This window comes from Pseudomonas sp. EggHat1, assembly GCF_014892995.1.
GTDB lineage: Bacteria > Pseudomonadota > Gammaproteobacteria > Pseudomonadales > Pseudomonadaceae > Aquipseudomonas > Aquipseudomonas chaetocerotis.
The window spans coordinates 785,191-797,959 of sequence record NZ_JACKQK010000001.1 but is presented as its reverse complement, the minus strand read 5'-3'; the positions used below and the strand labels follow the sequence as shown (position 1 = coordinate 797,959).

Sequence of the window (12,769 nt, the reverse complement as noted above, 5' to 3'; positions counted from 1 at the left end):
TTACGCGGCTGTCAGCACCTCGAAAACCTGTTGGCGGCTCCCTACTGGCAGGCTTATCTCGTCGCCGGGCTTCTTGCCGAGCAGCAACCGCCCGAGCGGTGCGGTATGGCCGAGCACCTGAATGGTCTGGCCGGCCAGTTGCAGTTTCATGCTGGCGCCCGGTGGGCCAAGGAACAGCCATTGTTCGTGGCCATCCTCGGTCGCAAGCTGTACCAGCGCGCCGAGCTGGATACCCTGCTCGATATCGAAGGGGCGCGGGCGCAACTGGCGCCAGATGATCAGGGTCTGGCGCAGTTCTTCGACGCGACGCGCCTGCCCACTGGCCAGGTAGGCGGCCTCCAGGCCCAGGGTGTCGTACTTGTTCTCGGCGACGTTCTCTTCGTGGGTAGCCGCTTCGTGGGCGCTCAGGGCTGCGAGGCTGGCCTGTTCGAGGTCGGTCTGCAGATGGGTGAGCACGTCTTGCAGCAGCAGATTCTTGTTCATGGTGCGTTTCGGATTCGGGTTGGTGAAAGGGACGGCGGCCCCTCTTCAAAGCTATTGGGTGGCCAGTTGAACGCGGTTGCGACCTTCGGCCTTGGCGCGGTACATGGCGGCATCGGCTAGGCGGATCAGCTGGGTGGCATCATCGGCGCCGCAGCTCAGGGCGATGCCGATGCTGGCGCCGACGCGCACGGCACGATCTTCCAGGTGCATCGGCGTGTCCAGTCCTTCCAGCAGGCGCTTGGCCAGGTCATGCGCATGTTCGGCTGATTGCACGCTCTCGCAGATCACCACGAACTCGTCACCGCCGAGGCGGGCAGGCAGATCGGTATCGCGCACGTACTGCCGCAGGCGCCGCGCTATTTCGGCCAGTACCAGGTCGCCATAGCCATGGCCGTGCTGGTCGTTGATCGGCTTGAAGCCGTCCAGGTCGATCAGCATCACGGCCAGTAGTTCGTTGCGCCGCAGGCTGCGCGCCAGTGCCTGCTCCAGGTGTTGCTGCAGGGCGGTACGGTTGGCCAGGCCGGTCAGTGGGTCCTGCAGGGCCAGCTCACTGAGGCGCTGATTGGCCTGTTCCAGGGCCTGGGTGCGTTCGGTGACGCGCTTGGCGAGGATCTGCTCGTTGAGCTGCAGCGCGGCTTCGCGTTGGCGCTTGAGCTCGTTGAAGCGTGCCGCCAGGGCGAAGGACAGCAGGATCATCTCCAGCCCCGAGCCGATCTGCATGGCGTACAGGGTAATGAAGTTCGACGGAATCAGGGCGAAGTTGCGTAGCGCCAGCAGCACCGCGCCGGTCAGCAGCATCAGCCAGGCCAGGGCGAACAGGCGAGCACCGGGCACCCGGTAGCCAATGCAGACGAAGCTGGTGACCAGCAGCGTCAGGGTGGCGATCAGGCCGGTCAGCGACATCAGCTGCAGCGCGCGCTGCAGTGGCAGCAGCACACTGGCCAAGACGGCTGCACCGATGGCGATGGACAGCATCAGCAGGCCCTTGTCCCAGCGCGGCAGCCACTGGCGGGTATCGAGAAAACTGCGCGCAAAAACCACCGACAGCAGCGCCGCCGACGTCAGGCTGACCGGCAGCATGCGGTTGCTCCAGGGCGCAGCTTCGGACCACAAATACTGCGCGCCAAGACCATTGAGCGAGAGCACGCTGAGGGCGAAGGCGAACATGAACAGCACATAGTTGAGGAAAGGCCGTTCGCGCAGGGCGAGAAACAGCAGCAGGTTGTACAGCCCCAGTGCGATCAGCACGCCGAAGTAGATGGCATGCACCAGATAACCATTCTGACTGTGCTGCTCGAAATCGCGCGCAGGCATCAGGGTGCCGCTGAGGGTCATGCTGCCGCGCGAGTCGACGCGCAGGTACAGCGTGCGTTGCTCGCCGGGCTGCAGCGCGATCTCGAATACCGGGTTGCGATGGCCGACGCTGCGCTGCGCGTAGGGCACGGTGTCACCGCTACGCGACTCGCGCACGCCATCGGCGCCGATGTCGTACAGGCGTACCTCGTCCAGTGAGGCGTAATTCAGCTCCAGGCGCCAGACGCGCGTTTGCTGGGCATCCGATTGCAGCGCCAGGCGCAGCCAGATCACCCCCGGCACGTAGCCGAAGCTGAGGTCACGGCGGTTCAAGGAGGGCTGGAAAGGGGCGTCGACAGCGCGAACGTCGTCCAGACTCAGCGCGCTCTGGGGATCGGCGAGAAAGTCGACCCGTCCATAGAGATCCTGTGCTGCGCTGCTGTCGTCCAGGCGCGTGCTGGCGAGAGTGACCTGGCACGCCAACAGCAGGCTGCACACCAGCAGCAGACCCGGCAGCGAGGCCAGGTAGGTGAGGGTGGTGTGTCGGTTGACTGGCATGGGCAAGGCCTGGGAACTAGGCGTCGTCAGATAGTGGCAGAAAGCCCCGTGAGCCTGCTAGTGGCGATCCTTCTGCAGATGAGCGGCCAGCGTGCGCAGGGGCGCGAGTTGGCGGCAGATCAGCGCCAGTTGCGTCTGCACCAGGCGTTGGCGCTCGTCGACGTCGTCGGAGATCTGCTCCAGGCTCTGCGCCAGTGCCTGTTCCTCGTCGCTGTGAATGGCCAACGGTTGCTCGCCGCGCAGGCCGGTGGCGATGTCATCGAGGCTGCTCGCCAGCGCTTCGGCCTGTTCCAGCAATTGTGCCTGGGCCGTCTGCGGCAACTGCTCGCCACGATGGGCGCCGAGCCCGGAGAGGTAGCTGAGCAGGGTGTGCGACAGCACCAGAAAGCGAAAACCAAGGTCGGCGTCCTTACGGAAATGCCCTGGCTCCATCAGCATGTTGCCGAGTGTGGTGGACAGCGCTGCATCGGCGTTGTGCGCGTTGCGTCGAGCCAGGCGGTAGCCGAGGTCGTCACGCTTGCCGTGTGCGTACTGGGCAATGATCTGTCGCAGGTAGGCGCTGTTGCAGCTCAGCGTGCTCGCCAACATGCGCCCCAGGCGCCGGCCCTGCCAGTCCGGCAGGATCAGGAACACCGCCAGCCCGGCCAGCATGCCGCCGAGCAGGGTGTCGACCAGGCGCGGCAGGAACAGGCCGTAGCCATCGCCGATCTGGTTGAAGCAGAACAGCACCAGCAGGGTGATCGCCGCCGTGGCCAGGGTGTAGCGCGTGCTGCGTGTGGCGAAGAAGGCGACGCCGGCGACCACGGCGAACAGGGCCTGGATGCGTGGGTCGGGGAACAGATCGATCAATGCCCAGCCTAACCCCAAGCCAATCAGGGTGCCGACGATGCGCTGCACCAGCTTTAGACGCGTGGCGCCGTAGTTCGGCTGGCAGACGAACAGGGTGGTCAGCAGAATCCAGTAGCCCTGGGTCGGATGAATCAGGTGCAGCAGGCCATAACCGGCAGCCAGAGCAATGGACAGGCGCAGCGAGTGGCGAAACAGCAGCGAGGTGGGTGTCAGTTGCTGGCCGATACGCTCGATGACCTCGCGCAACGAATGCGGTTCGCGATCCAGCAGGCTGCTGTCCTGCTCATCGGCCAGGGCCTCGGGGTTGCTGGCACTGCCGAGCAGCAGGTCGAGGCTGGCCAGGTTGCCGGCCAGAGCGCCGAGCGAGCGCAGCAGGCGGCGCCAGGCCGGGTTGCTTTGCAGATGCAGGTGATCGAGGGAGGCATGCAGGTCTTCCAGCGCCTGGCTGCACAGCTCGCGGTATTCGAACGGCTGGCGCAACTCGATGGCACTGCCCAGGCGCTGGCAGGCTTCGCCATGCAGACGCAGCAGGCGCTGGCAGCGAAACAGCACATCGCTGTGGAAGAAGGCTTCGGCCAGTTCGTTGTAAGGGTAGTGCGACGAGCTGGCGCGCTCGTGGATGTCCTGGGCAAGGAAGTACAGCTTCAGATAACGATTGACCTTGGGGCCTGGGCGACCGCCTCCGACCCGGTGCAGGATGATCTCCTTGGCCGCGTTGAGTGCGGAGACTACGCGGCCATTCTGCTGGGCCAACTCCAGACGGCGTTGCTCCACATCCAGCTGGCGCACGGGTTCGAACAGCGCTGCCTTGAGCTTGAGGTACTTGCCCAGTTCGCGAAACAGTCGGGCCAGGGCGAGCTGTACCGGCTGATGGGCGAACAGGCCATGCCAGATCACCGACAGCAGGCCGTACCAGGCGGCACCAGCCACCAGCAGCAGCGGCTCCAGCCACAGGCCGGCGACGCCGCCGCGCTGCTCGACGCCGATCATGCTGTACACCGCGAGGATCAGCGTGCCGGAACCCAGGGTGGCGAAGCGTTCACCGAGTGCGCCGAGCATGGTCAGACAAAAGGCGGAAAAGGCCAGGGCGATGACGAACAACCAGGGATAGGGAAAGAGGAATTCCACCGCATAGGCCGCCGCGCTGAAGCAGGCCAGGGTGACCAGCACTGCGCCGAGGCGGCCTTGCCAGCTGTCGTCGGTCTCGGTCAGGGCGCTGGCGATGATGCCGAGAAACAGTGGGATCAGCCCATGCATCCAGCCCTGCCACCCGCATAGCGCCAGGGCTCCGGCCAGGGCGATGAATACCCGCAGGCTGGCGCTGAACTTGTCCAGCGCCCAGAGGCGGCGCAGTGATTGACGGAGGCGAGGGCGGGGCATAGGGAGTCTGGTCGGAAACGATCTGAGCAGCCTACCGGAACTGGTTGGCCGTTGGGTATCTGTCTGCCGGCGATCTGTTCGGCGTGACCCCTTTCGTGAGTTCTTCGCGCGTATCGCGGATAAATCCGCTCCTACAGGTAGCAACTGCTGGCGCACCCGTACATCCCCTGTAGCACATCCGCCGGTCCTGTCGCGGGAGCCGCTGGAGGCATGAACTATGCTCAACAGAGGCCCTCCGCCAGCTGCCTGGTATCACTGCAGGGCCTGGGAGTCGAACGTGTTTCCTGGCTGGTTGCGTCTGTGTCTGAGTGCCCTGATCCTCTGCGGTTCGGTGGGGGCGAGTGCGGCGCCGGGCGCGGTGGTGCAGCTGCAGGTGGACGGGGTGATCGGCCCGGCCAGTGCCGACTACCTGGTGCGCGGCTTGGCCAAGGCGGTGGACGAGGGTGCGCAACTGGTGGTGATCGAAATCGACACGCCGGGCGGCCTGGATAGCTCCATGCGCGCCATCATCAAGGCGATTCTCGCCAGCCAGATTCCAGTGGCCAGCTATGTCGCCCCGGGTGGCGCGAGGGCAGCCAGCGCCGGCACCTATATCCTCTACGCCAGTCATGTCGCCGCCATGGCGCCGGGCACCAATCTCGGCGCAGCCACGCCGGTGGCCATTGGCATGCCGGGGGCGCCGAGCAAACCGACGGGCGAGGACAAGGAGAACACGCAGAAGAAGGGCGAAGCCGACAAGATGCCGGCTGATGCCATGACCGCCAAGCAGGTCAACGATGCGGCCGCCTACATCCGCGGTCTGGCGAATATGCGCGGGCGCAATGCCGAGTGGGCCGAACAGGCGGTGCGCGAGGCTGTCAGCCTGTCCGCCGAGGAGGCGCTGGAGCAGAAGGTGATCGACTATCTGGCCAGGGACCTGAGCGATCTGCTGCGCCAGCTTGATGGCAAGTCCCTGCAAGCTGCAGGCGTCGAAGTCACCCTGACCACCGCCGGTGCGACGCTGATCAGCCATGCGCCGGACTGGCGCACCCGGCTGCTGGCGGTGATCACCAACCCCAGCGTGGCGCTGATCCTGATGATGATCGGTGTCTACGGCCTGTTCTTCGAATTCTCCAATCCCGGCAGCGGCGTCGGCGGTGTGCTCGGTGGCATCAGCCTGGTGCTCGCGCTCTATGCCCTGCAGCTGTTGCCGGTGAACTACGCCGGGGTCGCGTTGATCCTGCTCGGTATTGCCTTCATCACCGCCGAGGCCTTCTTGCCCAGCTTCGGCGTGCTCGGTATCGGCGGGGTGGTTGCGTTCGTCTTCGGCGGGTTGATCCTGATCGACACCGACGTGCCGGGCTTCGGCATCCCGCTGGCGTTGATCTTCACCCTCGCGCTGATCAGTGCCGCGCTGATCCTGGCCATAGTCGGTATGGCACTTCGGGCCAGGCGGCGTCAGCAGGTGGCCGGTGACAGCGGTCTGGTCGGCAGCCTGGTGGCGATAACCGCGGTGCGCGACGACGATCCGCGCGTCGCTTGGGTGGCGCTGCAGGGCGAACGTTGGCAGGTGCAGGGCGCCTCTGCGTTAAGGCCCGGGCAGCAGGTACGAGTCACGGCGCGCGAAGGCGTGCATCTGCAGGTCAGCGCGGTGGATGAATCCCCGCCCCAAGGAGGTCACTGATGGGCTTCGAACTGAGTTTTCTTTCGCTGGTAATCATCGTCCTTGCACTGCTCGTCTCATCGTTTCGCATCCTGCGCGAATACGAACGTGGCGTAGTGTTCCAGCTCGGCCGTTTCTGGCGGGTCAAGGGGCCGGGCCTGGTGCTGGTCATCCCCGGGCTGCAACAGATGGTGCGGGTTGACCTGCGCACTATCGTGCTGGACGTTCCGACCCAGGATGTGATCTCCCGCGACAACGTCTCGGTCAAGGTCAACGCGGTGGTCTACTTCCGCGTGCTCGACGCGCAGAAGGCGATCATCCAGGTCGAGGATTACCACGTCGCCACCAGCCAGCTGGCGCAGACCACCTTGCGTGCAGTGCTCGGCAAGCACGAGCTGGACGAGATGCTCGCCGAGCGCGAGCGGCTCAACCTCGACATCCAGCAGGTGCTCGACGCGCAGACCGACGCCTGGGGCATCAAGGTGGCCAACGTCGAGATCAAGCACGTCGACCTCGACGAGTCGATGATCCGCGCCATCGCCAAGCAGGCCGAGGCCGAGCGCGAGCGGCGGGCCAAGGTGATTCACGCCGAAGGCGAGCTGCAGGCCTCGGAAAAACTCATGCAGGCCGCCGAGATGCTCGGCCGCCAGTCCGGCGCCATGCAGCTGCGCTATATGCAGACGCTGAGCAATATCGCCAGTGACAAGAGCTCGACCATCGTCTTTCCGCTACCGGTGGAGTTGTTGCGCGGCATCGTCGATCTGAAGGAGCCCAAGGCTTGAATTTAGAACCGATCGGTTCTAAATTGCGTGCATGACGACACGTGGACGCCCCAAGAGCTTCTGCCCGGACCGGGCCCTGGAAAACGCCATGCAGCTGTTCTGGCAACGCGGTTATGAAGCCGCGTCGCTGCAGGACCTGCAGGCGGCCACCGGGCTGTCCAAGAGCAGCCTGTATCAGACTTACCCGAGCAAGCAGGCCTGGTTCGTCGCTGCCTTCAGCCGCTACGTAGCGCAGCGTCGTGCCTTGTTGCTGGAACAGCTTGCTGCCAGCACCTCGCCGCTCGCTTTCATCCGCGAGCGACTGCTCAGTGTGCTCGAAGACGACGGCCCTGACGGTGTGCCGCGTGGCTGCATGCTGGTCAATGTCGCCAATGAATTTTCCCTGTCGGAGCCGGCGCTGGTGCCAGTTCTGCAACAGGCCACGGCGGGTATCTGCCAGGTCTTCGTGCAGGCGCTCGAACGCGCCGTGGCCTGCGGCGAGCTGAGCAACGCTCAGGACCTCGCGGCTCGCGCCAGTTATCTGCAATGTGTGATGAGCGGGCTGCGTACCCAGGTGAAATCTGCGGTGCCGGCGGATTCGATCCGCGCCACCGTGGCAGTGGTGATGGCCAGCCTGGATTGCGCCTGAGCAATCCTGCGCTGGTTTTTGTTCGCTTGATTCTGGACTGATTGGTTTTGAATGGGGGTGGTATGCGGGAATTGTTCGAGTTATGCGGTGCCGATCCTGAGCTGGTGTTTTCGCCGTACTGCTGGCGCGTACGTCTGGCGTTGGCGCACAAGGGGCTGGACTGGCAGAGCCGACCGACACGTTTCACCGACAAGGAGCTGATCGCTTTTTCCGGGCAGAAGCTGGTGCCGGTGCTGATTGACGAAGGTGAAACGGTGCATGACAGCCTGGCGATCTTCGCCTACCTCGATCAGCGTTATCCGCAACGTCCCTTGCTCGGTGACGCGCTGGCTGCCGAGCGCGCCCGTCTGGTCGAGCGCCTGAGCTTTCATATGGTGCGTGTGCCGCTGTTGAAGATGCTGATCCCGCGCGTCTGGCAGGTGATCGACCCGGCTGACCGCGAGTATTTCCGCAGTAGCCGGGAGAAGGCGCTGGGCATGAATCTGGAGGCGTTCGCCGATCCGCAGGGCGGTGAGCGGTTGTTCCGTGAAGGCGTAGCGCCGCTGGAGATGTGGCTGCGTGATCAGCCCTTCCTCGACGGTCAGGCCCCTGGAGGCTGTGACTACCTGCTGGCCGGCATGCTGCTCTGGGCCTGGTGCCTGGGCGCTCAACCCTGGGCCGACGATTCGGCGCTGGGCGCCTGGTTCGCGCGCATCCTGCAGACGTACGAAGCGACTCACGGCCCGGTCAAGCGGGCCGCGATCCACGTGGAGGAAAACCAATGATAGACCTGTACTACTGGACCACGCCCAACGGCCACAAGGTCAGCATCTTTCTCGAGGAAGCCGGGCTGGACTACCGCATCGTTCCGGTGCATATCGGCAAGGGCGAGCAGTTCGCACCCGAGTTTCTCAAGATCGCACCGAACAACCGCATTCCGGCCATCGTCGATCATGCGCCGGCCGATGGCGGTGAGCCTATCGCCCTGTTCGAGTCCGGGGCGATTCTCGAATACCTGGCCGACAAGAGCGGGCAGTTCCTGCCGCGCGAGACACGCGCGCGTTTCACCGTGCTGCAGTGGCTCTACTGGCAGATGGGCGGCGTTGGGCCGATGGCGGGGCAGAACCACCACTTCGTGCGCTACGCGCCGGAGCCGATTCCTTACGCCATCGACCGCTACGTGAAGGAAACCGCGCGCCTCTACGGCGTGCTGGACCACCAGCTGGCCGGGTGCGACTACGTGGCGGACGATTATTCCATCGCCGACATGGCCATCTATCCCTGGGCAAAGCTGTGGAAGATGCAGCAACAGAAACTGGAGGATTTCCCCAACATGGCCGCCTGGCTCGAACGCATCGATGCACGCCCTGCAGTGCAGCGTGCCTACGCGCTGGTAGAACAGGTGAACGCCGATCCGCAGGCTCTGCTCACCGCAGAGGCACGGCGGCTGCTATTCGGGCAGTGACGGACGGACGAAATTTCTCGTGGATTTTCCTGTGAGCTGGCTCACGCTTTCCTAGACTGCAACTGTTGGCCCGCAATGGTTGGAGATGGTTATGCGAATCGGCGTACCCAAGGAAATCAAGAACCACGAGTACCGAGTCGGCCTCACGCCACAGTCGGTGGCCGAGCTGACGGCGCTCGGTCATGAGGTCTGGATCGAAACCCATGCCGGTGCCGCTGTCGGTTTCGCCGACGAGGATTACCTCGAGGCGGGCGCACAGATCGCCCGTAGTTCGTGCGAGGTGTTCCAGCAGGGGCAGTTGATCGTCAAGGTCAAGGAGCCTCTGGCGGTGGAGCGCGCCAGGTTGCGCGCCCACCACACGCTGTTCACCTACCTGCACCTGGCGCCGGATCGGGCACAGACCGAAGAGCTGATGGCCGGCGGAGCCACCTGCATCGCCTACGAGACGGTGACCGATGCACAGGGCCGCCTGCCGTTGCTGGCGCCGATGTCGGAAGTGGCCGGGCGCATGTCGATCCAGGCCGGCGCCGGCTGCCTGGAAAAAGCCCGCGGCGGGCGTGGCGTATTGCTGGGTGGCGTGCCAGGCGTGGCGCCGGGAAAGGTGGTGATTCTCGGTGGCGGCGTGGTCGGCAGTCATGCCCTGGCGATGGCGGTCGGCCTGGGCGCCGATGTCACTGTGCTGGACAAGAGCGTCGACGCGCTGCGCCGGCTCGATGCCCAGTACGGCAATCGCATCACCACGCTCTACTCCACTCGCGCGGCGGTGCGCGAGCAGGTGCTGGCGGCTGACCTGGTGATTGGCGGGGTGCTGATTCCCGGGGCTGCCGCGCCCAAGCTGATCACAGCGGAGATGGTGCGGCAGATGAAGGCCGGTGCAGTGTTGGTGGATGTCGCCATCGACCAGGGTGGGTGCGCCGAGACCTCCCGCGCCACGACCCATGCCGAGCCCACCTATGTGGTCGATGATGTGGTGCACTATTGCGTGGCCAACATGCCCGGCGCGGTGGCACGTACCTCGACCCTGGCACTGAACAACGCCACCCTGCCGTTCGTCGTGGCGCTCGCCCAGAAGGGTACTCGCCGCGCCTTGCAAGACGACCCGCATCTGCTGAATGGGCTCAACGTGGCCAGGGGGGCAATCACCTGCGGCAGCGTGGCCGAGGCCCATGGCCTGCCTTTTCAATCGGCCGCCGGGGTGCTGGAGCATCTGTCATAAGGGCCGCCTGGGTTGCGCGCTACGGAGGAAAAGGCCATGTCCAGCCGTCGTCATCTCCTCTTCGCCGCTGGCGGCGCGTTGCTGGCCAGCCCGGCACTGGCGCTGGCCGAGCGCCTGCTGACGCCACGGCAGACGCTCGGCCCCTTCTACCCCGACCAACTACCGCTGGATGACGACAACGACCTGGTGCGAGTTGACGGCCAGGCCGCAGAGGCGCGCGGGATTCGCGTGCAACTGCACGGCTCGATCCTCGATGTGGGTGGTCGGCCACTGGCGGGGGCACGGGTGGAAATCTGGCAAGTGGATGCCAACGGTATCTACCTGCACAGTCGCGGCGGTGACCGCCAGAGGCTCGACCTCGGATTCCAGGGTTATGGCCGTTTCACCACCGCGGCCGATGGGCGCTATCGCTTTCGCACCATCCGCCCGGTGCCTTATCCCGGCCGCACCCCGCATATCCATCTGGCGGTGACCCTGCCCGGCCTGCCGCGTTTCTCCACGCAGTGCTATGTCCAAGGCGAACCGCTCAATCAGCGCGATGGCCTGCTCAACGCGATCCGCGACCCACGCTTGCGCGAACTGCTGGTCGTGCCCTTCGTGCCGGTGAGCGGGCAGACCGACGAGCAGGTCGCCCGCTTCGACGTGGTGCTCGGCATCACCCCGAGCGCTTGAGTGGATGATTACAACGGCCAGATCCACAGCAGCATGGGCACACTGATCAGCACCACGAGGATCTCCAGCGGCAGGCCCAGGCGCCAATAGTCACCAAAACGGAAACCACCGGGGCTGAGGATCAGGGTGTTGTTCTGGTGGCCAATGGGAGTGAGGAACGAGCAGGAGGCGCCGATAGCCACGGCCATCAGCAGCGAGTCCGGGCTGACGCCGAGCTGGCTGGCGGCGCTCAGCGCGATGGGGCACATCACCGCTGCAGTCGCCGCGTTGTTCATGAAATCCGACAGGGTCATGGTCACCACCAGCAACAGGGTCAGAGTGATGATGGCGTTGCCCTGTGCCAGGTTCTCCATCAGCAGGCGTGCCAGCAGATCGGCTGCGCCCGTCGCAGACATCGCACCGGCCACCGGCATCAAAGCCCCGAGCAACACGATCACCGGCCAGTCGATGGACTCGTAGACGGCGCGCAGCGGCACCAGACGCAGCAGCATGTAGGCCAGTACACCGCTGGCGAAGGCAATCGCCGCCGAGAGCAGGCCGAAGGCGGCGGCAGCGATGGCCAGCAGCATGATGCCGAGCGCGAGGTTGGCCTGTCGTGGATCGGGAATGTTGATGGCGCGTGCGGCCAACGGTACGCAGTCATAGTCGCTGGCGAACTCGCCGATATCCTCGGCGCTGCCCTGCATCAGCAACACGTCACCGCCCTGGATCAGGGTCGAGCGCAGGCGCTTGATCGAGCGATGGCTCTGCCTGGAAATGGCCAGCAGGTTGATGGAATAGCGGCTGCGCAAACGTGTGCTGCTGGCAGAACGGCCAATCAGTGACGAGTCGGGCTTGACCAGCAGTTCCTGCATGGCACGGTCTTCGCCGTTGCTGGCTTTCTTGTCTGCTTCGCCGTCCTTGGCCTGCTGCAGCTCGGCTTCCTCGGCTTCGCGCTCGGCCTCCAGCAACAGGTCCAGCTGGCCGAGCACCTCGCCCAGCTCCTCCGGTTCCGCTTCGATCACCAGTACGTCGTCGGCCTGCAGTACGCGCCGAGGGTTGGGCGCAGTCAGGCGCAGCTTGTTGCGCACCATGGCCACCACCTGGGCGTCGGCCTCGTCGAGCAACTGTTCGATCTCGCGCAGGGTCTTGCCCTGGGCCTTGCCGCCTTCCTTGACTCGCGCCTCGGTCAGGTAATGGCCAGTGTCGAAGCTGGCGGCGTTACCTACTTCGCGCTTGGGCACCAGGCGCCAGCCGAGCAGGGTGATGAACAGCACGCCGGCGACTGCCACGGCGACACCGACCGGGCTGAAATCGAACATGGCGAAGGGACCGCTGCCATTCTGGGCGCGAAAACTGGAGACGATCAGGTTCGGCGGTGTACCGATCAGCGTGGTCATGCCGCCGAGGATGGTGCCGAAGGCCAGTGGCATCAGCACGCGCCCCGGCGGCAGTTCCAGGCGTGCAGAAATCTGCAGGGCGATGGGCATCAGCAGGGCGAGGGCGCCGACGTTGTTCATGAATGCCGAGAGCAGCGCGCCCAGGCCGGTCAATGCGGCGATGGAAAGCAGCACGCCAGCGCCGCTGGGCAGCAGTCGTTGGGCCAGTCGACTGACCGCCCCCGTGCGCTGCAAGCCATGGCTGAGCACCAGTACGCAGGCGACGGTGATCACCGCCGGGTGACCGAAACCCGCAAAGGCCTCGCGCTCGGGTACCAGGCCAACGATCACACACGCCAACAGCGCGCCCAGTGCTACCACGTCATGGCGCCAGCGGCCCCAGATGAACAAACCCATGCTGGCAACGAGAATGACGAAAATCAGGCCTTGTTCGAGCGTCATGA

Annotated in this window: 11 protein-coding genes; 7 read left to right on the top strand and 4 right to left on the bottom strand. The window is 65.0% G+C overall.

Annotation, left to right across the window (positions count from 1 at the left end):
- From INS93_RS03625 to yccS, 3 genes are read right to left on the bottom strand one after another with little or no spacing between them, the layout of a single operon-like run.
- Window positions 1-483 carry a transcription elongation factor GreAB gene (locus tag INS93_RS03625; RefSeq protein WP_192980331.1) on the bottom strand — a complete coding sequence of 161 codons (483 nt, stop codon included), beginning with the start codon at window positions 481-483 and terminating at the stop codon, window positions 1-3.
- A 51-nt stretch (window positions 484-534) separates the two neighbouring features.
- Window positions 535-2,334, bottom strand: a complete 1,800-nt coding sequence (locus INS93_RS03620; protein ID WP_192980330.1) for a diguanylate cyclase — start codon at window positions 2,332-2,334, stop codon at window positions 535-537.
- A 57-nt stretch (window positions 2,335-2,391) separates the two neighbouring features.
- A complete protein-coding gene (yccS, locus tag INS93_RS03615) occupies window positions 2,392-4,563 on the bottom strand; it encodes a YccS family putative transporter (protein WP_192980329.1) in 2,172 nt (723 codons plus the stop codon).
- 217 nt (window positions 4,564-4,780) lie between these two features.
- Here yccS and INS93_RS03610 point away from each other — a divergent pair, with 217 nt between their 5' ends.
- The 7 genes from INS93_RS03610 to INS93_RS03580 all read left to right on the top strand — a co-directional run bounded on the left by INS93_RS03610 (window position 4,781) and on the right by INS93_RS03580 (window position 10,947).
- The gene (locus tag INS93_RS03610) at window positions 4,781-6,226 is read left to right on the top strand and encodes an NfeD family protein (RefSeq protein ID WP_226945285.1); all 1,446 of its coding nucleotides are present in this window, start codon (window positions 4,781-4,783) and stop codon (window positions 6,224-6,226) included.
- Window positions 6,226-6,987, top strand: coding sequence for a slipin family protein (locus INS93_RS03605; RefSeq protein ID WP_160019036.1), 762 nt, complete (start codon window positions 6,226-6,228; stop codon window positions 6,985-6,987). The genes INS93_RS03610 and INS93_RS03605 overlap by 1 nt, the downstream gene beginning before the upstream one ends.
- A gap of 88 nt (window positions 6,988-7,075) precedes the next feature.
- Window positions 7,076-7,615 (top strand): TetR/AcrR family transcriptional regulator, encoded by a 540-nt coding sequence (locus tag INS93_RS03600; RefSeq protein ID WP_192980327.1) that lies wholly within the window; start codon window positions 7,076-7,078, stop codon window positions 7,613-7,615.
- 62 nt (window positions 7,616-7,677) lie between these two features.
- Window positions 7,678-8,379: a glutathione S-transferase N-terminal domain-containing protein gene (locus INS93_RS03595; RefSeq protein ID WP_192980326.1), complete on the top strand. Its 702-nt coding sequence runs from the start codon at window positions 7,678-7,680 to the stop codon at window positions 8,377-8,379.
- On the top strand, window positions 8,376-9,059 hold the full coding sequence (locus INS93_RS03590) for a glutathione S-transferase N-terminal domain-containing protein (protein WP_192980325.1): 684 nt from the start codon (window positions 8,376-8,378) through the stop codon (window positions 9,057-9,059). Before INS93_RS03595 ends, INS93_RS03590 begins: the two co-directional genes overlap by 4 nt.
- Before the next feature lie 91 nt (window positions 9,060-9,150).
- On the top strand, window positions 9,151-10,275 hold the full coding sequence (gene ald, locus INS93_RS03585; protein WP_192980324.1) for an alanine dehydrogenase: 1,125 nt from the start codon (window positions 9,151-9,153) through the stop codon (window positions 10,273-10,275).
- A gap of 36 nt (window positions 10,276-10,311) precedes the next feature.
- Window positions 10,312-10,947 carry a protocatechuate 3,4-dioxygenase gene (locus tag INS93_RS03580; RefSeq protein WP_192980323.1) on the top strand — a complete coding sequence of 212 codons (636 nt, stop codon included), beginning with the start codon at window positions 10,312-10,314 and terminating at the stop codon, window positions 10,945-10,947.
- An 8-nt stretch (window positions 10,948-10,955) separates the two neighbouring features.
- Here INS93_RS03580 and INS93_RS03575 read toward each other — a convergent pair whose 3' ends face one another.
- Complete coding sequence (locus tag INS93_RS03575) at window positions 10,956-12,767, bottom strand: SLC13 family permease (protein ID WP_192980322.1); 1,812 nt, start codon at window positions 12,765-12,767, stop codon at window positions 10,956-10,958.
- Between the last annotated feature and the right edge of the window lie 2 nt (window positions 12,768-12,769).